The 22,978-nt window shown below is 35.5% G+C and carries 13 protein-coding genes, 1 tRNA gene and 1 pseudogene; 5 read left to right on the forward strand and 10 right to left on the reverse strand.

What is annotated here, in order from left to right:
• Positions 1-118: 118 nt before the first annotated feature.
• The 7 genes and pseudogenes from CXF67_RS01495 to CXF67_RS01525 form a co-directional block, all read right to left on the reverse strand.
• The gene (locus tag CXF67_RS01495) at positions 119-1,429 is read right to left on the reverse strand and encodes a hypothetical protein (protein ID WP_102087139.1); all 1,311 of its coding nucleotides are present in this window, start codon (positions 1,427-1,429) and stop codon (positions 119-121) included.
• Between the two features lie 7 nt (positions 1,430-1,436).
• Entirely contained in the window at positions 1,437-2,429 is a 993-nt protein-coding gene (locus tag CXF67_RS01500; protein WP_102087140.1) for a hypothetical protein, read from the reverse strand.
• 118 nt (positions 2,430-2,547) lie between these two features.
• Positions 2,548-4,029, reverse strand: coding sequence for a hypothetical protein (locus CXF67_RS01505; protein WP_102087141.1), 1,482 nt, complete (start codon positions 4,027-4,029; stop codon positions 2,548-2,550).
• A 1,093-nt stretch (positions 4,030-5,122) separates the two neighbouring features.
• Positions 5,123-5,749 (reverse strand): annotated as a pseudogene (locus tag CXF67_RS18525) (DUF998 domain-containing protein).
• A 111-nt stretch (positions 5,750-5,860) separates the two neighbouring features.
• On the reverse strand, positions 5,861-7,708 hold the full coding sequence (locus CXF67_RS01515) for a DUF3732 domain-containing protein (protein ID WP_102087143.1): 1,848 nt from the start codon (positions 7,706-7,708) through the stop codon (positions 5,861-5,863).
• Positions 7,705-8,145, reverse strand: a complete 441-nt coding sequence (locus CXF67_RS01520) for a three component ABC system middle component (protein ID WP_102087144.1) — start codon at positions 8,143-8,145, stop codon at positions 7,705-7,707. Before CXF67_RS01520 ends, CXF67_RS01515 begins: the two co-directional genes overlap by 4 nt.
• Entirely contained in the window at positions 8,142-9,359 is a 1,218-nt protein-coding gene (locus CXF67_RS01525; protein WP_145990342.1) for a hypothetical protein, read from the reverse strand. The genes CXF67_RS01520 and CXF67_RS01525 overlap by 4 nt, the downstream gene beginning before the upstream one ends.
• A 439-nt stretch (positions 9,360-9,798) precedes the next feature.
• On the opposite strand from CXF67_RS01525, the gene CXF67_RS01530 reads away from it, so the two are divergent.
• The 3 genes from CXF67_RS01530 (at position 9,799) to CXF67_RS01540 (ending at position 20,127) form a co-directional block, all read left to right on the forward strand.
• Positions 9,799-15,288, forward strand: a complete 5,490-nt coding sequence (locus CXF67_RS01530; RefSeq protein ID WP_102087146.1) for an alpha-2-macroglobulin family protein — start codon at positions 9,799-9,801, stop codon at positions 15,286-15,288.
• 63 nt (positions 15,289-15,351) lie between these two features.
• On the forward strand, positions 15,352-17,694 hold the full coding sequence (pbpC, locus tag CXF67_RS01535) for a penicillin-binding protein 1C (protein ID WP_102087147.1): 2,343 nt from the start codon (positions 15,352-15,354) through the stop codon (positions 17,692-17,694).
• Positions 17,695-18,243: 549 nt separating this feature from the next.
• Positions 18,244-20,127 carry a CocE/NonD family hydrolase gene (locus CXF67_RS01540; protein WP_102087148.1) on the forward strand — a complete coding sequence of 628 codons (1,884 nt, stop codon included), beginning with the start codon at positions 18,244-18,246 and terminating at the stop codon, positions 20,125-20,127.
• Between the two features lie 78 nt (positions 20,128-20,205).
• Here the strand turns inward: CXF67_RS01540 and CXF67_RS01545 are convergent, their stop codons facing one another.
• A complete protein-coding gene (locus CXF67_RS01545) occupies positions 20,206-20,562 on the reverse strand; it encodes a zinc ribbon domain-containing protein YjdM (protein WP_102087149.1) in 357 nt (118 codons plus the stop codon).
• Between the two features lie 421 nt (positions 20,563-20,983).
• On the reverse strand, positions 20,984-21,787 hold the full coding sequence (locus tag CXF67_RS01555) for a sulfite exporter TauE/SafE family protein (RefSeq protein WP_102087150.1): 804 nt from the start codon (positions 21,785-21,787) through the stop codon (positions 20,984-20,986).
• A gap of 133 nt (positions 21,788-21,920) precedes the next feature.
• Here CXF67_RS01555 and CXF67_RS01560 point away from each other — a divergent pair, with 133 nt between their 5' ends.
• Positions 21,921-22,370 carry a GatB/YqeY domain-containing protein gene (locus CXF67_RS01560; protein ID WP_102087151.1) on the forward strand — a complete coding sequence of 150 codons (450 nt, stop codon included), beginning with the start codon at positions 21,921-21,923 and terminating at the stop codon, positions 22,368-22,370.
• A 33-nt stretch (positions 22,371-22,403) separates the two neighbouring features.
• Positions 22,404-22,477: transfer RNA gene (locus tag CXF67_RS01565), tRNA-Arg, on the forward strand.
• Between the two features lie 121 nt (positions 22,478-22,598).
• Here the strand turns inward: CXF67_RS01565 and CXF67_RS18425 are convergent.
• Positions 22,599-22,978: DUF6371 domain-containing protein (locus CXF67_RS18425; RefSeq protein ID WP_257984538.1), on the reverse strand; the 380-nt coding region annotated here is incomplete at its 5' end.

Here is a 22,978-nt window from a genome sequence, read left to right on the forward strand (position 1 = left end):
ATTTCAGGTGAGAGTATATATTGTTTTTTTTTTTCAAAGAAGAAGCCGGCTTACGAGTTCTATTCCGTTTCCTTGGCCTCGAAGATTTTTATAAGAGCCAGATCCCCCTACCTTATTCTTAACCTTTAATTACATTATTGTAATTTTCAAATGCATTCATCATCGAATTTATGTCAAGCACTTTATTACTCCCCTGATCAATTTCTGCTAGTCCACTAATAAGATTTTTGATACTCTTGTTTTGTATATTTATAGAACGACTTGCATCCATAGCCTCATCAGCAACTGAGTCTATGGATGTTTTTGATTTTGAAGTTTCAGATATTATTTGATCTCTTTTGTCATCGAGATTCGACTGCATAAGTTTTTTCACTCCTAAGGATAACTGATTAGAACCTATTGTAGGAATTGCACCCATAGTAATAACACTTATATGAGAGGAGACTTGTTGTGTACTCAGCAATTTTTTCACTTCATTCATTACATCAGATCCGACACCTAATCCACCAGAAGAACTCTCTAACCAACCTCCCAATTTTAATTTTTGTTCGATTTGATCAGTTTCTTCTTTGGTTGGACCTATACTTGAAGCTTCCGATTTTATGATATGAACCATGCCAACAAAACTAGATCCATAAGAAGCTCCACTAATTACAGAAATATTTTTTTTATCAGTAGTATTTTTTTCTGATAGCGATTTGACTTCTTTTAGATCAGAAGTGTTAATTAGATCTTCTAAAGAAGTATAGGTACTGTTCCAAATAGCAATTGCTTTATCAATATCGATTATTAATGGATCTATCAGTGCCACATTAGGATGTGTGCAGCTAGCAGTAATAATAAGAGTTCCAGCAAGATTATGTTTTTGTTTTTGTTGGGCAACCTGAGAAGATGCCATTTGAGCAACTTCTTCAGATTTTGGGCCAAGGCTACTAGTCGATTCTCTCACATATTTTTCAATACTGGTTATTGTATCTGATTCCTGATTACTTCCAAAAGAAAAATACTGCGCATCCATTTTTAAAGAAGAAGCGGAAAGAGGCAACCTTTTAATAGTACTCAAAGAAAAATCTACAGGACTTTCCAATGTATCGCTTAATTCTAATTCTGCAATTTGTTCCCTTAACTGCTGAATTTTATCTTCGGATTGTATCTGAATGTCCATGTAAGTGGTAGCTGCTTGTGCAATAGAAGTATCCACAGCATTTAACTTTTCGATTATGATAGTTACATCAATATTCAAATCTGTTAGCTCATTAACTGTCATACTCAGACTTCTTTTCATCATTATAAATGAATTCAGTTTATCTTTTGCAGCATCTATTTTTGACTGTATACTATCTATTTTTTTCAATAAATTAAGCACGTTGGTATCGACAATATTGCCGAGTGCCAGCGATGCATGATTGTATGGGATGGAAGTAGGCATGACTATTTTATGCTAGTGTATTAATTATTTTTTCCGTAAACTTACTTTCGAATGTTAAAGCCTCAAGAAAAACAGAAGGAATTTTACTTGCTACAGCATTAATTTTCAGGACTTCGGTAAGGTTGTGCGTTTTTTTATTTGTAGACATAGACTTTATTCCAGATTCATAATAACTTGTAATTTTTGATTCCCATGCCGATCGTGAATTACAATTTTGAGGAATGTTCCAATTATCCCCTCTTCCAAAATGTGTTGATGTAGGAGGTGTATTATTTGCAGTCATTAAAGTGCAACATGGAAAACAGGATGATACTTTACTCGTATTATTTCCAAGAGAAATTTCAAATATAAAACTATTGGTATCAATTGTTGTTTGGTATTTAACGATTGCTTGTATCATCCCATGATAACTCTTAAATAGCTTACCATTTATGAAAGGTGTGATAATAGGTGAGTTTAAATCTGTGAAATCGAGTGATAATCCAGCAGGTTTAGCTGCAGGCGTATCTTTTTTTAAACAATCCAGTGCACTATTGGTGTCTTTCACTGCTTTAGAATAAGCAACTCCAACAGCAGCATCATCAGCTGCTCGGTATACCGGATCATATTGGTCTAAATTTGATGGACCTATTAAAAATAATTTATTTACTGTAGACATACCTCCAATATATGCTCCATAAGGAGCCGTTTTTAAAGCATTAGCACTTTTAGTTATAGCCTGAAGATATTTCCAATAGTCACTAGTTAAATATTTGGTATAATCATTACTTGGCACTTTTGGTGTTTTTGCAACTATATAAGCAGTTTCTGGTTGACTTACTGATTGGGAAATAGATAAAGTAACACCCAATGCTGAAAATTTAGATTCAACAGTCTTATAATCTATTTGTTCAGTTGCATTTGCATATTGAATTTGAGTTCTTGATCCATCCGTCTTTACAAAACCAAGTACAATTGCGGTACATAAAGTATCTGCTAATTCTTTTGTTAAAAATGGCATTTTTTTTATTTTAAGATTTACCTACTCTCTTAACAGTTTTCGGCTACCCTGTATTGATTAATTTGAAAAAAAAGTTAGAGGAATAAATCATATTAATTTATTCCTCTAACGGTAAATATTAAGAACTAGGAGCCTCTGCTGACGAAGAGTCTTTACTATCATCTGCAGCACCTGCCTGATTAAATTTATTTGGATAATATTTTGCCATCCAAGATTGCGCAATCATGGATTGAGTAATTGGTTTTAAGTAATAATTAACAGGCACGCCTAAATTATCTCCTCCCTCAATACATTTTTGTATGTAGTCATCCATAGCAGTCATCATTGAATTTGTATCAATTATATTGTTTTGAGTTTTAGCAATATCTGATACTGCGCTAAGGGTTGCAGTTATTTTAGAATTTGCTACAGTAATCAATTGCTGCCCATTTTTTGCTTGTCCAGCAGCAGAACCTATTGTAGCATTTTGATCTACATTAGAGCCTTGCATCACATTTAATTGTGCCATAGCTTTATCAGGACTAAAATCTGCAAATTCTTTAACTCCTGTTTCAAGTATATTGGATTTAATTGAAGGAATTATTCCCATAGTTACAAGTGAACAGTGAGATTGAATGTTCTGTGTACTAAGTAAATCTTTAGCACTATTAGAAAATGATGCGGCAACTCCAAATGTTCCAGTACCTTCTGCAAACCAACCACCAACATCTAAAGTTTCTTGCATAGAAGCCGCAATCGATTCCATACTTTGTGAAGAGGTTGTATTTGTAGTATTTAAGATATGTACCATTCCAATAAAAGATGATCCATAAGTAGCCCCAGATAAAAGATTAAACGATTTATCACCCTTAGTATCTGATTTAGCCTCTATTTTAGCAATAGAAGCTGGATCATTTGTTTTAATCATATCATCAGGGAATAAGGCGTTCCAAGCTCTTACTCCTTTATCAACATCTAAAATAAATGGAGCAAATACTTGAGCGTTCTTATGAGTACAAGTGATTGCAATAACGAGTGTACCAGCAATACTGTGTCTGGAGGTTTGGCTATTAACTTGTGCCTGTGCCGAAGCTTTCGCTTGACTAGCCTGTTTTTGTCCAAAATAGCTAAGTGATTCACTTACAAATGAAGAAATAGTTGAAGCGTGTGAAGAAGATGATTGTGTATTTTCATCAAATGAGAAATATTGTACATTCATCTGTAGTGAGTCGAAAGATATAGGCATCTGTTTTATGGCGCTTTTATTATAATCAATCGGACTTTCTACCTCTTCACTTACACCAGAAAGCTTTGCTCGAAGTGGTTGTAGTGCTTTTTCTGCAGCTAGTTTTGCTTTCCCATAATTAATTGCTGCTTTCTGAATTTCTTCTCCTATAGTGTTCGATTCAGTTATTAAATCAGTAACATCTACACCCATATCTATCATTTCCTGTACGGTCATGTCGATACTGCGTTTTAAGGAAATTAATGAATTCAAGTCAGTTTGAGACGCATCTGCTGGCGCTTGTAATTCACTCATTTTAAGTAAATTATCCAATTTATCTTGTTGGACAATATTCCCTAAAATTAGGGAAGGGTCATAAGGGATTGATGATGGCATAATATTTATATAATATTTTTCTTACTCGTAAGGCTTTTCAGAATACGCCCCGTTTTTTTAAATGGGTTCTGGACTCCATTATTTTTTTTTGTGTCACTTTGGGTGGTCAGCCCTTTGGCTTTCGCATACCATCTTATTTTTAATTGCCCATAACGATTAGCTACACGGCGTAGCGGCGTTTAGCCTCTATGATCATTGTATCTTTTGTTATGTACTGGCCCTTTTTTCTTTATTTTTTATGGGCTTTTCCCGAATCCAAACAAAGTAAATTCGCACTCAATATAACACTTTAAATCCAAATGAAAAACTGATGATGATTTCTTTAAAGCTCTTGCCGAACTTCTATCAAACTCATTCTTCGATTACGGGGGGGGGTGCCAAAAATCTCTTCCAGCGGTTTCAAGAGACGATTCCCAGGATTTCAGCAGCTTAACGAATTTCTTCGCCAGTCGTCTTACCGATTTATTGACGCCGCTCCTGCGGAAAATTTACCCGACAAAATCTACTTCCCATAAATTCGCCCAAAGAGAGGACGTCTTTAGAGGATGAGTTTGGATACTCCTAAAAATTGAAGTTCCTATTTTCAACTAATTTTCCCGATTCATAAATCCAGAAAACGACTCCTCCTGCGTTTAGGATTTATTCGATTAGTCCTCTCTTCTCAAAAGTAAAAATCAATTCCCAAATTTATCCGTCCAAAGCCGCAAGTCTGAAAGTCAGAGATTTTTTCGGGCGTGGTTCTTTAGTCTTGGTTGGACATAACATTTGTATAAACCCTATTCAAATCCTCAGTAAAGGGGTTATATATTTAAGGCATTGTTTCTCAACTAAATTAAGATTTTTGCATACTTTATCAAAGGGGCTTTTAATTAACTACTAAAGAGGATGCATTCAAGATTCTAATACAACGCATGTTTTGCTATCGCAAAATCTAGTAGGCCATATGATGAAATATACGTTTCAGTGTTGCCTAAATAAATAAAGAAAAATCAATTAAAAAAGCTCAAAGAATCAGTTATATGAATCCGTGAGCCTAGACTACTCCTGTTTCAAAATAAAGTATAAAAGAGTTGTTTTTTACCTCGGTTCATTGTTACCTGCTGGTTTTATTTTTAATAACAATAGCACAAAAGATTATCCATATAATAAACACCGACTCTATCATTCTTTGATATAGACCTATGTATTCAGAGTTCGAGTCAGAAACTAAAATATATACAAGCAAAATACTGATTGCAACAAATACAATTGATTGTAAAGAAAACGTATTGTTATTGGGTGATTTTTTTAAACCCAATCCAATTAAAATCATAAAAACAGGGACAAATAGATAAGTTAGTAAACCCATAAAATTATGAATTAGTTAAGAAGAACTCGGATCGATTAATTCTTTGTTACAACCACTATCACAAGGAAATATTCCAACAACTACTGTGGCCAGTCCATAAAATATTCCGATTCCATAAAATCCTATTTTGAGTAGTTTGGAAGATTGAAAATATCTCACTCCAAGAAAGCAAAATAAGGTCATAAAAATACCACTAGGGATGTAACCAAATGTTCTTAAAATTTTTCCGTATTCAGTGTCAATTGCATAGGATTCACTTATATATTGACTTAATCTGTTATAATCTTCAATTAAAAACCCACCTAAAATAGAAGAAACTACAAAAAGGATAACCCCTACTATCCCCATTAAAAAAGTGATTTTATTGTTCATCCATTATTATTTTAAACCTCTTTTTTTTTGCACTTGCAGGTAACGTCCCGTTTATGGTGTCGTAGCATCCCGCAGGGTGCTATGCACTATAAACGTTGTTAGGGCTTGTTTTTAATTAAGATATGATTTTGGAATTAGTGCATTACCATCGAAAAATTCTTCAACGACATGTATGTTTTTCAAATCTGAAACATCTTCTTTAGGTATATGTTCTAATACAATCATCTGAAAATTTCCTTTATTACTATTCCTTGTTGCTATAAATGTGTCCAATAATTCGAAAGCTTTTTTGATTTTATAATCGTCACTCTCAGGCTCATTCGTTTTTCTTTTGCCATTCGTTCCATAGTAAGGTCTACTAGGCTGGTCTACAATTAGAAAAGGCGCAACAAAAGGTGAATTGTTTTGAAAAATAACTTCATGCATTGAAAGCGAAAAAAACAAATGTAAAAACATATGATTTGAGCTACTACCAACATTTTCTATATAGGAAGTCCTTGGTTTTCTTAAGAGCAACGTTTTGTTTTTATAATCGAATACTGGCTGATAAGTTGAATAATTAGCTAAGGCTTCTTTTGATTCTTTAATATAGTCGTGAATTATTTCTTCAATTAATTTTATCGTAAGTTCTCTTTTCTCTTCTGTGTTAGTAATAATTAATTGGTTGATTTGGTCTTCTAATTGTTTAATTTCATCATCATAAGTAACCTTTACATTAGGAGCGTTTGATGAGAATATTTCAAGTTTTGATTTAACTTGTCCTAAGAAAAAATATTTTTCTTTTTCATTTTGGAAACTTTTATTTTCTTTTGGAAGTAAATCTAATTCCTCTTTTATTGCATTAAGTTTAGTCTCTAAATCTTTTACATTATCCTTAACCTGTCTGTCAATAGGAGTGTTTGTACTATATGATTTTCGAATTAAATCTAAGTCTTTTGTAAATGAATTAACAAGTTCATCAAATATTGAGGTTTTAATTATTTCTGAATCTTTTTCTCGAAGAAATTCGATTGGTTTTAAGCTGTCGCTAAGATTCTTTATCGTCTTTTTGTACTTTTCATATTCATTAGCAAATTTTGTAATGTTTCTTATTTTTCTTTGCAGGGCATAAAAAGATGATTCTAATTTTTCTCTTTCAGAGTTCGAAGTCGAACTTGATTGAACTCCTAATATTGCATTATTGAGTTCATTTATTGCATCAACTGAATTTGTACTATCCTTAATTACATTATACTCCTTTGCCTGTTGCAGTATCTGTACCTTTTCTTTATTAAAATCATCTGCTTTAGCTGTTATTGTTTTGTTTTTTCTAACCAGTTGGGTTAATTGCTTTTCTAATTCGGATTTTTTTTCAGCTTTAAGAATATTTTCAACTGTTTCAATACCTAGTGCAAGGTCAAATATGCGAGGTAATGCCTCCTTATATCTGGTTTCATTTTGTTTATCAAAAAATATTCCTTCATCATTTTCAATAATATTACCTGATATTGTGTTAAACATTAAAAAATATCTTAAAGATATTTTAGTGCCTGATTTTATGTAGTTGCTACCATAATCACTAGGAAACTTTGCATCTCTATCTATATTAAATTCTGTTTCAATAATTGATTTAATAGCATTTTCAGAGTTGTTAGTCTCAACAGTTTTAGGAATTTCTCCGAAAGAAGAGAAGTAGTATTCGTCTGAAACTTTCCCTTCAATAAGTGACTTTCTTGCTATAGTATATGTTTTATCATTGACTGAAAAATTCAACCCGTACCATGAAACATTTTCATTAATCATGCTTTCTGAAATTCTAGATTTACTAGAAAAGAAACAATAATCGATAATCTCTAGAATTGCACTTTTACCTGTATGACTCCCACCGGTAATTATATTTACTTTGTTTGGCTTAAATTCGATTTCTCTAACTCTTCCATTTTTGAGCCATAAGGCTATTTTAATTATACTAAAATTCATAGTTCAATTCTTAAGTTTAAAAATAGGTTTGCATCATTTGTTGCAAGTATTGACGAAACATTGTTAGCTGCTTGAAATATTTTATTTGCTCTATTTCCCATCTTATTATCATATTCCATTGGCTTAATGCTAATAAGGAAATCATCTTTAAATCGCACATACCCCATTTCAGTGAGGTATTGAATAGAAGAAAATGATACTTCTAATGAATCATAATAACGAGCGTTGAAGTTTGAGAAATAACTAGTTTTTTCAGCTATTAGATTTTCTAGACTTTTTATTTTCGTATTTGATCTTGCCAAATAGTTTAAACTTTCATTATGCATAATAAAGGGCAATATTAAAGACGCCTTAGCAACAGATAATTGATTACCATTATTTAATACTGAGCCGATAGCCAAAGTACCTATACCTATATTGTTATAATCTATTTTCATTTCTTATGTTTTTCCCAATCTTTTCGCCACCCAATTAATGGTTCATCTGAGAGTGAATAAAACTTACCTTGGCATAAATCAACATCTAACTTTTGACCACCCAAATCAAGGTCTTCATTTAATACTTTTTGTAATATATCCAGCCCCTTCAAGTTATATTCCTCTTCGGAAACAGTTCCGATATATTTGAATCGAAATTCTGTATTCCAAATAATCAAAGAGTTGTTTTTAAATGCTTTTAACTCGCTGTCTGTGATTTCTCCATTTTGTTTCCAATCTAAAAGGTTGGTTTGTAGTTTGAGTTTAAAACGTGTTAGTTCGCTTATCAGCTCAAAATCATCATTAGCCACATAACCAATTTCGACTAGTTGTTTTATGAAAACCTGATCATATAAACTAGATGGCATCAGCCCCGTATATTCCTGAACGACTAAATTTCCATTTCTATAAATATCGAAATACCGTCTATACTTCATAAAGAAAGTATCGAAAGATATTTCAATCTTATCGCCGTCTTTCACCTTCAGAAAATTATCAGTGTGAATAGTAGAATTAAGTTTTGCGAAAGCCTCATCAATTTTATTTAGAGGTATCATCTTTGATTTGATAGCATCTTTACATTTATTAATAATGTCATCTTCATCTAGGTGGAAAAAGACGTTCAATAAAAAAAACTTCAAAACTTTAATATTTAACGACAACACATCATTTATGTAACTTTTCAACGTTGCATTTGTTGAATTATCTTTTATTTTAGTGAAATAATTAATAATATCATTTTCAGATTTCACTTCATTTTGCAAATCATTTATAATACTAACTACTTTATTTGATTTGTTATATGATTTATTACTTGCTAGAACAAAAGAGGTTTTTTCTAAATAGTTTAGTTGTGACGGTACTTTTTCTCTGAAATCATTTTTATCAGAAATTACTTTAGACCAGTTAGAAAAGGTTTTCCACATATCCATATCGGATGTCGTCAGATTTTTTGGAGAACCATCAGCGCTTTTTTTAATAGTATGTTTAAGTTGATATAGTAACCGATGATTATTTTTTAAGTCACAATGTACGTCATCCTTGACCTCAAGTCCAACAGATTCATCTGGCAACAATGATAAAACCTTCCATAGAAAAAAATAATATTGATAATCAAAACCTATTGATGTAGTATCTGCAGATGTTGCTTCAGTATGTGTTTTGTTGTTACCCATAATTTTCATTGTTGCAGATCTATTGTTTAATAAGCCCTAACATCCCTATAAACCCTATTCAAATCCTCAGTACAGGGGTTATATGTATTATTATCAACTAAACTAAGACTTTCATATATCTTATCCAATAGACTTTTAATTAAACCTCTCAAAATGATGCATTTAAGGTCCTAAAGCACAGGATGTGTGCCAACACAACTCGCTTATTCTCTTTCATTGCAAATCAAATGCAGATTTTCGTCATTTTTACCTCCATATTTATTTTCAAATACGCTATTTATTTTTTATAATTCATCTTTTGTATTTCCCAGCAAATACCTACCTAGAATTTTAGGGTCCCATAAGCAGAGCTTTTATAAACCCAGATTTCCGCCCCATAATTGGCCTATTATAATTACTTTTAAACCCATGAACTCTGAAATTTTTTAAGCTTATCTCTATGAAAAAGTCCATCCTCCTTTTAAGTCTTCTTCTCTTAGTCCAATCTTGCTCAGACGGTACCTCTGAAGATCAAGCTGCTATTGCTTCAAAATATATTCAGAATTACACTCAGCAGCCTATTTCTGTTGCGTCTCCTGTTGAAATTCAGTTGAAAGAGAAGTTGCCTCAATACACTACCGATCAAAAACTTCCATCAGAATTTGTAAAAATTGAACCTGAAGTAAAAGGCGATTTATATATCGAAAATGGAAATCGACTGCGTTTTATTCCGAAACAAAAACTCCAACCTGCGACAACCTATCAATTCAACCTAGACTTAAGTGAGTTGTACGAAAACTTACCAAAAGAGGACAAAATGTTTCAGTTTAAGTTTGAAACCATAGTCCCTGATTTTATAATCGGACTCCAATCTATACAATCTTATGATGCCGATTGGCAATATATTTCAGCAGAAATCGAGGCTTCTGATGTGCTTAGTTTAGAAAATATCAAAAAGAGTATTTCTGCACAACAAAACGATAGAGACTTAGATGTTCGGTTTTTAACGGCTTCAGATGCCAACTATTTTGAAGTGGTAATCGATAGTATTTACCGTGAAAAAGACGATTCCAAAGTTTTGATTTCTTGGAATGGATCACCAGTGAACTCCAAAACTGAGGGAAGTGAAACTTTTATCATCCCTGGAAAAGATAATTTTAAAGTGATGGACGTTCGCATAGCAAAAGCGAAAAAGCCATATTTAGAAATTAATTTTTCTGAAAGTTTAGACCCAAATCAGGAGTTTTTAGGTTTGGTTCAATTGAATGATGACACTGATCTAAAATTTGAAGTCAATGGAAATGTGTTGAATGTTTTTCCAAATAGCAAATTCAAAGGTGAGGTCACTTTGAGAGTTTTTGAAGGCATAAAAGCGGAATATGGCAGTAACCTTAAAACTGAATTTTCAAAATCTATCCGCTTTCAGCAACTCAAACCACAGGTGAAATTGATTTCTCAAGGGGTTATTTTACCCAACAGCCCATCCAACCCCTTTTATTTTGAAACTGTAAACTTAGCCGCTGTGGACTTGCGTGTTATTCAGATTTATGAAAACAACGTACTGCAATTTTTGCAGGATAGTGAACTCAACTCCACAAACAACTACTACTTAAGAGATGTAGGTAGATTGGTCGCCAAAAAAACCATCCCGCTTAATCAAGATGACTTAAACAATGCTGGCGAATGGCAGGCTCATGCGATGGATTTGAGTTCCATATTTGAAGTGTCCCCTGGCGCCATTTATCAAATTGAAATCAGTTTCAGAAAAGCCTACAGCCTATACAATTGTGGTGAAGATGAACAAATAGATGCTGAAAAGATACATCAAATTGCCAAAGAATTTGAGAAGGATAAGGAAGAGGAGTATTGGAATAAAGAAGCTTGGGGTTTTAGAAATACAACTTACAATTGGCAAGAACAAGATAATGCGTGTCATGAGGCCTATTACAATGATGATAATTTTGTAAGTAGCAATGTGATGGCCTCCAATTTAGGTGTATTGATCAAAAAAACAGAAAAGGGAAATTACTTTGTAGCCACTACAAACTTACTTTCTGGATCTCCAGAGGCGCAAACAAAAGTTAGCTTTTACAATCAACAACAGCAGGTTTTAGGAAGTGCAGAAACCGACAATGAAGGGATTGCTGAATTTAAGTCCTCACAAAAAGCAGTTTTTGCAATCGCCCAAAATTCCAGTAATTATGCTTACTTAAAACTTGAAAATTCGAATGCTTTAAACCTGAGTAATTTTGAAGTTGGAGGAACTAAAATCACCAAAGGCATCAATGGGTTTATGTACACCGATCGAGGGGTGTATAGACCAGGAGAAGCTATTCAGTTCAATTTTGTGTTAGATGATTTTGCCAATCCACTGCCCGAAAATCATCCTGTTAAACTCGATTTTTTTGATCCTCAAGGGAGACTTACTTATTCTGAAGTGAAAAATTCTTCTGTAAATGGTTTTTATCATTTTCCTCTTTCAACAGATGAAAAAGACGCTACTGGAAGCTGGCGAATGGTCATAAATGTAGGTGCGGTTAAGTTTACAAAATTTATTTCTGTGGCTACAGTGAAGCCCAACCGATTGAAAATTGAATTATCCACTACAGAGGAACCTCAACAACTTGACAAAAGTATTCAACTGAACTTATCAACCGAATGGCTAACGGGCGCCACTGCTAAAAATTTAAAAGCAGATGTAAAAGCTAAGTTCATTTCTGCTGAATACCGATTTGAAAAACTGAAAACCTTCAAATTTAGTGATCCTGTAAGACGCTTTTACCCACAAGAATTGCAGGTGTTTGGGGGAGAAGTAAACCAAAATGGACAAGCGGATATCCGCTCAAATATTAATTTCAATAACAACCCCCCTGGAATGATCAAGGCTAACTTTTTGACCAAAGTCTTTGAAGGTGGTGGTGATTTTTCAATAGATGTCGATGAACAATGGTATGCTCCTTACTCGCATTTTGTTGGATTAAGGGCCTTAACGTCTCATCAAAATCATCGCTTCGAAACCGACCAAGCGACAAATTTTGAAGTGGTAAGTGTAACTTACAAAGGTGAAATAGCACCTAGGCGAAAAGTAAAGGTTTACATCCATCAAATTGAATGGCGTTGGTGGTGGAATCGTGGAGATGACCAACTTTCCAGATACGAAGATGCTAAAGTACATAAGCCTTATAAGAACTTTGAATTGACGACCGATGCAAATGGAAAAGCTAAATTCAGCTTAAACGTTCCTGAAGATGACCGGGGTCGATATTTAATTCGGGTAGTGGATGAAGAAAGCCAGCATGCCAGTGGTGAAGTGGTTTACTTTTTTAAAGATTGGTGGACTATTCAGCGGACTTCCAAAGAGCATAATCTAGTGTTCACCAGCGATAAAGACACCTATAGCGTCGGCGAAAAAGCAAAAATCAATTTCCCCTCCATGGCAGAAGCAAAAGCCTTGCTAAGTGTCGAAAATGGAACAGAAATTATTCATCATGAATGGATTGATGCCCAAAAAGGCATGACTGATGTGGAACTCACTATCACAGAAGCCATGGCTCCAAATGCTTACATCAGCATTTCCTTATTACAAAAACATCAAAACACAAAAAACGATTTACCCATTCGTATGTTTGGAGTTATCCCAATTGAAGTGGAGAACCCAAAACGCAAACTTCAACCTCAACTCAAACTTCCTGAAAGCATCCGACCAGAATCTACTTATAGCATAGATGTTTCAGAAGAAAATGGAAAAGCAATGACCTATACCATCGCCATAGTTGATGAAGGTCTGTTGGATTTGACCAGCTTTACAACACCAGACATTTATGAGCATTTTAATGCGAAGCAAACTTTAGGCGTGCGCACCTTCGATGTTTTTGACGATGTTATTGGCGCTTATGGCGGAAGTCTGAAAAACGTGTACAGGATTGGTGGTGGCGATGAAGCAGCAGGGAAGAAAAACAGAAAAGCAGAGCGTTTTAAGCCTGTGGTGACACATCTGGGCCCTTTTTATTTAGCAGCGGGAAAATCTAAAACACATCAACTTCGCATGCCCAATTACGTCGGTTCTGTAAAAGCGATGTTGGTAGCTGGAAATCCAGAACAACAGAGTTATGGAAGTGTAGATAAAGTGATGAAGATAAAGCAGCCCTTGATGCTGCTAACTTCAGTACCGAGAAAATTATCACCTGGAGAAGAAGTAAGGGTTCCTGTCACTATTTTTGTAATGGACGATAAACTCAAGTCTATCCAAGTAAGTGTACAAAACCACGACCAACTTCAATTGATTGGTGAGGCGACACAAGACCTCCAAGTTTCTGAAACTGGTGAATATCTAGTGTATTTTGATTTTAAAGTTAGCGATGATTTACGTCCACAAAAAATTAAGATCCAAGCCAAATCAGGAAATGAACTAGCTTATAACGACGTTGAAGTCGATGTTATTAATCCGAATCCGGTGAGTTCCACTGTTCGCAAACTCGAACTTAAAGAAAATGAGCAGAAAGAATTGGAATTAATCACTTTTGGTACGCCAGGCACAAATTCAACACGTATCAGTTTTAGTGCATTTCCTCCAATGAATTTAGAAAAGAGATTGCATTATTTAACCTCTTATCCGCATGGGTGCGTAGAGCAAGTCACTTCCAAAGCGTTTCCTCAGTTATTTTTATCAGACATTGTCGATTTAGATACACCACAGGAAAATCAACTGAAGGAACAGGTTCAAAAAACCATTCAAAAGATAAACAGATACCAAGCAATTTCTGGAGGAATCGCCTATTGGCCAGGTGGAGATCCCGATAAATGGACCACCAATTACGTAGGGCATTTCATGTTGGAAGCCAAAGAAAAATCTTATCAATTGCCTTTTGGTTTCCTTTCCAAATGGAAGAGCTACCAAAAAGAAGAGGCTAGAAAATGGACAGAAACACCTAAAGAAAGTGATTTTGTACAAGCCTATCGCTTATACACTTTAGTCTTAGCTGGTGAAGTAGAAGTTGCCGCGATGAATCGCTTGAAAAACAAAACTGATTTAAGCAGTAAGGCCAAGGCCAGATTGGCGTTAGCTTATGCCAGATTAGGACAAGAGTCTACTGCTAAAAAACTAGTACAAGAATTTAGTAATTCGCAAATAAGCGAAACTGAATACCGGTATACGTATGGCTCTAAACTTCGGGACTTAGCTATGATACTGGAAACGTATGTGTCTATAAAAGATGAACAGATGAACAGCTTAGCTGAAGAAGTATCCCAGATCCTATCTTCAGATGAATGGTTGCATACCCATGAAACGGCTTATGCGTTACTCGCCATGTCCAAATACATCAAGTATAAAGGGGGTAAAGAGCTAGATTTTAACTTTCAGGTGAATGGAAAGACCACTCCTGTAAACTCTTCAAAAGGAATTTATCAAACCAACTTGGAAGTAGATTCAGCATCAAAAATCCAGCTTTCAGTTCAAAACAATAAACAAGGGAGTTTATTTGTCAACGTTTTACAATCTGGGCAATTACCTATCGGTGAGGAACAAGCTTCTTCGAGAAATCTTAGGGTCACCACTCAATATTCAGATGTGAATAAAGAGCCTATTGATATTAAAAACTTAAAGCAAGGAACAGAAGTCACACTAAGACTGAAGGTGAAAAATGAATCGAATTCCTATTTGAATGAGGTAGCACTAAGTCAATTTATCCCAAGTGGTTGGGAAATTATCGATACTCAATTTACAGATTTTAAGAGTGGTAGTTTTGAAAATGCCAATCATGTAGATGTCCGCGATGATCGGGTGTATATATACTTTGATTTGGAAGCTAGAAAATCGACTTACTTTGAAATTAAAGTCAATGCTTCTTATCTCGGAGAATACTATTTACCAGGAACTCAAGTTGAAGCCATGTATAGTGGAAATCACTTTGGACGAACTCAAGGACAATGGATTCAAGTTGTAGACTAATACAAGTCGCAAAATATGGATAATGAGCTGCTTGGCTGTTCGAAAAAGTAGAAAAGATAACTCATGAAACAATTTTCAAAAAGGAAATGGCTTATTGGCGTATTGCTCTTTGTCGTTCTAGTGTGGTGGTTTAGTTTACCCAAAGTCTTGTTTAGCGATCCTATCTCTTGTGTTGTCAATGATCAGGATGGGAATTTACTAGGAGCTCGAATTGCAGACGACGGGCAATGGCGATTTCCTAGTGCAGAAGAGGTTCCCGGAAAATTTGAGCAAGCCATTATTCATTTTGAAGATGAATATTTCTACTGGCATATTGGCTTCAATCCTATTTCCATGGCTAAAGCTTTCTATTCCAACTTAACGAGTTCAACCAAAAGAGGTGGAAGTACGTTGACACAACAAGTGATTCGCCTTTCCAGAAAAAATAAACAACGAAGCTATACCGAGAAAATTATTGAATTGGTACAAGCCACTCGATTAGAATTAAAATTGAGCAAAAAAGAAATCCTACTACACTACTCGGCCTACGCGCCTTTCGGTGGAAATGTGGTAGGACTTGAAGCGGCAAGCTGGCGGTATTTTGGGATTTCACCAAAGCAATTAACGTGGGGACAGGCCTCTGCTTTAGCAGTTTTACCCAATTCGCCAAGTATCATTTATCCAGGAAAAAACGATAAGCAATTCCTAAATAAACGCAACGCTCTTTTAAAAAAACTAGCTTCAAAAGAAGTTATCGATGAAGAAACCTATCAGCTTTCACTTTTAGAAAACTTGCCTAGTACGCCACTACCCTTGCCAAATCAAGCTTTTCATTTTGTTGATTTTGTATGTCAACAAGACCAAAAGGAAGTGATGGCAAGCAGTATTCGATATCAACTTCAGCAAAAAGCCAATCAAATTACCGTCAAACATCAGCGAGCACTTCAAAAGAATAACATTTATAATCTATCCTTACTTGTGATAGAAAACAAAACCAGAAAAGTCTTGGCTTATGTAGGAAATACAAGTACTCCAGAAAGTCCTTTTCGCTATGTGGATATGATGCAAGCCAAACGAAGTACAGGCAGCACCTTAAAGCCCTTTTTATATGCGGCGGCACTAGAGAAAAGTCAGATTTTACCCACTTCCCTATTACAAGATGTTCCTGTGAGTTTTAATGGATACCGCCCTAAAAATTTCAATGAAAAATTCCATGGATTGGTTCCTGCGCATCAAGCGCTAAGCCGTTCCTTGAATGTTCCTTTTGTAAATGTATTGCAGGACTATGGTCTACCCCTTTTTTATGAAAATTTACGAGATGCCGGATTACAACAAATTAATAAAGGAATCGATCACTACGGATTAACCTTAATTTTAGGAGGGGCAGAGGTCAGTTTATGGGAATTAACGCAAGCCTTTGTCAATTTCAAAGAAGTGTATTCCACCTATGTAACGTCTTCCAGTCAATACTCCACAGGTGAAATTCAAAATCTGACTATTAACGCCTCCGTTTCAACTACAAAACAGGAGCTAGATTATAAACCTTCCAATTGGCATGCCTCATCAGTCTATTTTACCTTAAAGGCGATGATGGAACTGGAGCGCCCAGAAGATTTCAATTTTGGTGCTATTTTGGGAGATGACCAGCAAATTGCGTGGAAGACGGGAACAAGTTATGGCTTTAAAGATGCGTGGTCCATGGGGATGAATGAAGAGTATACCGTTGGCGTTTGGGTAGGCAATGCCGATACTGAAGGAAGACCAAATCTTACGGGCATAAAAGCAGCCGCACCAATTATGTTTGACGTATTTAAAGAGCTTCCCAAAAGCCAAGATTGGCTGCTACCCCCTTACGACGATGTAAAACAAGTAAACCTATGCCCTTTTAGCGGGATGCCGAAAAGCAAGGCTTGTGATAAAAGTGAACTCTTATGGATTCCCTCCCACTCAAAAGCCGTGCAGCAGTGCACCTATCACACAAAAATTAGTGTAGACGAAACGGAACGTTATGAGGTCAAAAATAATTGCTATCCCCTTTCAAAAATGAAAAAGAAATCCTTTGTTGAACTCTCCCCAATTGAAAAGCATTTCACACAAACTATGGGTTTTGAAACACCTCCTCCACTCCATCCCAATTGTGGTGAACTTACCGATGAACAAGAGTTGATGGAATTTATATTTCCAAGAAAAAATGAACGGATTCTACTCCCCAAAAGTTTTGATGGAACCAATGAGGAAGTTGTCCTACAGTTAGCACATTCCAAAAACACAGAAGTCCATTGGTATATCGATGAACGCTACCTCACCACGACCACAGAACTACATGAAACCAGTATTCATCTCCAACCAGGTCGCTACCAAATAAGTGTTGTTGACGAAAAGGGCCACTTTCTAAAGCAAGACGTTTTGGTTGAGAAGACACTGTAAATGGCTGTAATACCAATTTAGTTTTTAAATGCTGCATTAAAAATGTGAATTATTTTTTACTTAGTTGAGGAAAAAAATATGAGCATAACACTAGTAACGGTTCTATTTTATGACGATTAGTAAATAAAAAAGAAACTGATTTTATCCGACATTTGAATGCTAAATTGGTGTAATACATAATGGATACTATTTGGGCGTTTCAACCTGCTGTCCGTTTCTAGTCCGCAAGCAAAAGCTGGAGAATCTAGGGCTGTAAAGGAGCTTCTTAGGGCGCTCTCCTCAGCCAAGACTCTCTGCCTTTTGGCTTTTACGGGCTAACCACTTCCATCAGTAACGCAAAAAACTATCGCCTCCAGAATTCAAAGGAAATCGCAAAGCCATAAGTTTGATAGTTCTCATATCCTTGATATCATTACTATTTGGTCGTTTCAGCCTGCTGTCCGTTTCTTTTTCCTCCAAGGTGTCCTTTAGATTAGCACATAGAAATAATCAATTAGAAATAATGAGTGTTAGAATAATAACTTATTTTAGTTGCAAATTTTACTCGAAATGAAAATATCTCCAAAAACATTTATTATTTCTCTAGTCCTTTTTGTTCTTAGCAGCACGTTTATACAAGCTCAAGACGATGTTTTAAGCCAACTAGATGAAATTGCAATAATAGACTCTAAGGTCATGATGCCTATGCGAGATGGTATTCGTTTAGCCACTGATATTTACCGTCCAAAAGCAGAAGGCACCTATCCCATTATTTTTTCAAGAACCCCCTATAATTTTAATACTTGGGTAGATGGCAAACGCCGTCTACGTGAGGCAAAACGGGCTTATGATTATGTAAAAAAAGGCTACGCCTATGTCGTCCAGAATGAAAGAGGACGGTTTTTTTCTGAAGGCGAATGGGATATTTTGGGTGTTCCACTAACTGATGGTTATGATGCTTTTGAATGGATGAAAAACCAACCTTGGTCTAATGGTAAAATAGGCACACTTGGTTGCTCATCTACTGCAGAATGGCAGATGGCTGTTTCTGCTTTAGATCATCCCTCTCATGCTGCAATGGTACCACAAGGTTTTGGTGCAGGTGTAGGTAAAGTTGGCGATATCAATGAGCAAGGGAATTGGTACCGGGGCGGAGTTGAGCAAATGCTTTTCTTTTCTTGGCTTTATGGCGTTGAACAGGACAAATTTAAACCTAGAATTCCAGAAGGAGCTAGCCAAGAGGATTTAAAGCGAATTTCTAGATTCTATGATCTTGCTCCCGAAAATCCACCTGTTGATATGTCTGAAGCCTTAAGTCATTTACCTATTCAAGACATTTTAAAAAACATCGATGGAAAGCACGAAATTTTTGATAAAATGATTCGCCGCAAACCTAACGACCCAGACTGGTATAAAGGTGGTTTGTATCATGATACTATGGAAATTGGAACCCCAAGCTTTTGGTTCACCTCTTGGTATGATGTCTCCATAACTCCAAATCTGGCTCTTTTTAATCATGTGCGCCAAAATTCTAAAGACGCCTTTATACGTGATAATCAATATTTAGTCATTGCCCCTACTCTTCATTGTGCTTATACCAGAGCTTCGGAAAACACAGTTGTTGGGGAGCGAAGTGTTGGAGATGCTCGGTTAAATTATGATGAGCAAATAACAAAGTGGTTTGATCTTTGGCTAAAAGAAAAGTCTAATGACTTTAAGGAAACAACCCCAAGAGTTCAATACTATACCATGGGAAGTAACCAATGGCAATCTGCTGAAACTTGGCCTCCAGAACATACTCAAATGAACACTTTTTACTTGAATAGCGAAGGAAGTGCTAATAGCCGTTTTGGCGATGGTAAATTAACTATGGACAAAGCAAAACAAGACCATGCAGACCAGTTCACATACGACCCCATGGCTCCAGTCCCCTCTTATGGTGGCAATGTGTGTTGTACAGGAAATGCTATAAAAGGGGGTGCGTTTGATCAAAAGGAAATGGAAGCCCGCAACGATATTTTAGTGTATTCTACAGATGTTCTTAAAAAAGATACCGAAGTCTCTGGATTTATTGAATCTACTTTATATATCTCCTCCGATGTAAAAGACACCGATTTTACCATCAAACTTATCGATGTTCACCCAGATGGTACCGCTTATAATTTAGACGAAACCATACAGCGTGTTAGATACCGCGAAGGCTATGATAAAGAAGTCTTCATGGAAAAAGGAAAGGTTTACAAATTAGAATTAACACCTATGTCAACCAGTAATGTATTTAAAGAAGGACACCGCATTCGAATTGAAATTTCTAGCAGTAACTTTCCAAGATTTGCAAGAAACTTGAATACAGGAGGGAACAACTACGACGAGTCTGATGGCGTAATTGCACTCAATAAGATTCATCATTCGAGTCAGTATCCATCACAAATCCGTTTACCTATCGCTAAATAATTTAAAAGATCAAGTGTAGAAACTTAGATATGCCTTAAAATTTTATGAGAAGGAGGTTAGGTTACACCAAATTTATATCTATGCTTTTTTGACAAACTCAGATTTTAAAGCCATGGCTCCGAAATCTTTAATCTTGCAATCGATATTATGATCACCCTCTATTATCCGAATATTTTTCACTTTGGTGCCCGCTTTAATGGCTTTAGGAAATCCTTTCACAGGAAGATCTTTTACAATAACGACGCTATCCCCCTCTTCAAGGGGGTTTCCGTTGGCATCCTTGATGATTATATGGAGTTCAACTTCACTTTCTTTAGTTTCGCCTTCCTTAGAATCCCATTCAAAACTACATTCAGGACAATTGTAAATTCCACTTCCAACTGAATATCCGTATACAGATGAGCAGTTAGGACATACTTTCATTTCTTCTGACATTATATTTTTTTTAGTGTATTGGTATCAGACTTTAAAAACTCAAAAAGCCGTAACTTATTTTATTAATCCTTATCGAAATCCTCTTTAGAGCAAGCCTCTTTCAGAATACATTGCTTTTATAGCCACCATAGGTGGAGCACTCCTAGAGCCTTAAAGAGAACTTGGACACTGGTACAGACAACACTTATTTTCCACAAGTAGTTTTTCTTTAGCAGCTATTTCTTCTGAATTTATTTCCGTTGACTTCAATATAATATAGACATCTTTATTGGCTTTGGGATCTTTCTTGCAAGCCACAAGCCGAGGGACAAATAGGATTAGGAAAATAGAGATCTTATGATAATTGTATTTTAATTGAGAGTCATTCACTCAAATCAATTTGATGATCATTAAAATAACACCCGCTTCTTCAGACTGTGATTTAATGAGTAAACTCTTTATAAACAATATAGACACCCATCAGGAAGACAAACCAACCAAATCCTTTTTTGAGTTTTTTTCCATCGATAAACTTGTTTAGCCAAATCCCTATAAATATACCTACCACAGAAAACACTGTAAATAATCCAAGGAAGCTCCAATCGATTTCAATGTTTTGTACATCCCCTAAAAATCCAATAAGGGATTTTACGGCTATAATAAGCAATGAAGTGGCTACTGCCTTTTTCATAGGTAATTTGGCAAGTAATACCAAAGCTGGAATAATTAGAAAACCTCCACCAGCACCAACGATTCCTGTAAGCGCTCCAACGATTACTCCTTCAATAACAATTAAGGGATAATTGAATTTGACTTTCCCTTCTACGTCCTTTAGTTCTTTCTTTTTATCTCTAATCATAGAAAAAGAAGCTAGCAACATGATTAAAGCAAAAAAGAGCATAATACCAATGTCTTTGGTAACTTCAAAACCACCGACACTAAACAGAGAATCAGGAATTGCTGGAACAGCATACAGTCGAGTAAGGTAAACGGTTATAAAAGCAGGAATTGCAAAAATAACAGCGGTTTTAATATCGACCAATCCTTTTTGCATATTTCGCACTGCACCCAAGAGACTCGCCGTACCCACCACAAATAAAGAGTATGCTGTAGCTGTTACAGGGTCTTCCGCCAAGAGATACACCAGCACAGGAACGGTGAGGATTGATCCACCACCACCAATAAGGCCAAGGACAACACCTATAATCAATGCTCCAAAAAAACCTAATAATTCAATGATTTCCATAGTATTTATAAATAAGCCTAAGTCTACAAAGTTAAAGATAATGTTAAACAGGTGCAGTAACTTTGGTTACATTGATGCTATTGCATTCCAAATCTAATCGAAATAATTATTTACCTTAGCAGAAAAAAACAAAATGGCACTAGAACAAGAGGTGATGCAAAAAATGAAAGAAGCAATGAAAGCTAAGGATAGCGTTGCTTTGGCATCTTTAAGATCTATTAAAAATGAAATCCTAAAAGCCAAGACCGCTACATCCAATAAGGAAGATATGGATGAGACTGAAGAGCTAAAGTTGGTTCAAAGGTTAGTAAAACAAAGAAAAGATAGCGCCGACGTGTATCTGGAACAAAACAGAAAAGACTTAGCCGATGTAGAACTCGCTGAAGTGGAGGTCATAGAACAATTTCTTCCTGTACAATTGAGTGAAGAAGAAGTAGATAAAGAAGTAAAGGCCATTATCCAAGAATCTGGAGCGAGTACTATGAAAGATATGGGAAAGGTTATGGGAATGGCTTCTCAAAAATTGGTGGGGAAAGCAGATGGAAAAACCATTTCAAAAATCGTAAAAGATAATTTGTCTTAACCTATATAAGTTGTATTGTTGCATGAGAATACTGGCCGCGTAGTTCAACTGAATAGAATATCAGATTTCGGCTCTGAGGGTTGGGGGTTTGAATCCCTCCGCGGTCACAATGTTATCACTTAAACCCCTGTAAATCAGGGGTTTTTTATTTAGAGGCGTGCCTTGAGGCGTGCCCTTCATGGATATTTGGGCTTTAAATCAAATAAAATACAACTGAGTAAATTTCTTTTAAATTTCATTTAAATACGCTCTAAGGCAGTAATCGGCGATATCAAAATCCTTTCTTTTCTCTTCTTCTGTAGACTTTAAGTGAAGTAAATCTGATACTTCATAAAAATTTGATTTAGGTAAATCTTGAATCTTTGATGCCCATAAATCAAACTTACCCGCATCTGGAAATAAAACAACTTCTCTGGTTTTTATTTCCGAGAGCATATTATATGTCAAATTTTGGCAACTACCGATAGCAAGCCATATGAAGTTAGGCATGAAAGTAGACATTAAACATGCTGTCTTTTCACTTTCAACTAGTGCAATCGTTTTTGTCTTGTGTTTTCGTAAGAGATGAAGTCCAAAGGGGACTTGTTTTAAGTTAAAATCATTTTTAC

The organism is Psychroflexus sp. MES1-P1E (assembly GCF_002836055.1).
Taxonomy (GTDB): Bacteria; Bacteroidota; Bacteroidia; order Flavobacteriales; family Flavobacteriaceae; genus Psychroflexus.

Coding starts and splice junctions, on each gene's coding strand:
- CXF67_RS01520 (WP_102087144.1), bottom strand. CDS start 8,145: ATGAAAATAGATTATAACAATATAGGTATAGGTACTTTGGCTATCGGC.
- CXF67_RS01540 (WP_102087148.1), top strand. CDS start 18,244: ATGAAAATATCTCCAAAAACATTTATTATTTCTCTAGTCCTTTTTGTT.
- CXF67_RS01515 (WP_102087143.1), bottom strand. CDS start 7,708: ATGAATTTTAGTATAATTAAAATAGCCTTATGGCTCAAAAATGGAAGA.
- CXF67_RS01505 (WP_102087141.1), bottom strand. CDS start 4,029: ATGCCATCATCAATCCCTTATGACCCTTCCCTAATTTTAGGGAATATT.
- CXF67_RS01545 (WP_102087149.1), bottom strand. CDS start 20,562: ATGTCAGAAGAAATGAAAGTATGTCCTAACTGCTCATCTGTATACGGA.
- CXF67_RS01555 (WP_102087150.1), bottom strand. CDS start 21,787: ATGGAAATCATTGAATTATTAGGTTTTTTTGGAGCATTGATTATAGGT.
- CXF67_RS01525 (WP_145990342.1), bottom strand. CDS start 9,359: ATGGGTAACAACAAAACACATACTGAAGCAACATCTGCAGATACTACA.
- CXF67_RS01495 (WP_102087139.1), bottom strand. CDS start 1,429: ATGCCTACTTCCATCCCATACAATCATGCATCGCTGGCACTCGGCAAT.
- CXF67_RS01530 (WP_102087146.1), top strand. CDS start 9,799: ATGAAAAAGTCCATCCTCCTTTTAAGTCTTCTTCTCTTAGTCCAATCT.
- CXF67_RS01500 (WP_102087140.1), bottom strand. CDS start 2,429: ATGCCATTTTTAACAAAAGAATTAGCAGATACTTTATGTACCGCAATT.
- CXF67_RS01560 (WP_102087151.1), top strand. CDS start 21,921: ATGGCACTAGAACAAGAGGTGATGCAAAAAATGAAAGAAGCAATGAAA.
- pbpC (WP_102087147.1), top strand. CDS start 15,352: ATGAAACAATTTTCAAAAAGGAAATGGCTTATTGGCGTATTGCTCTTT.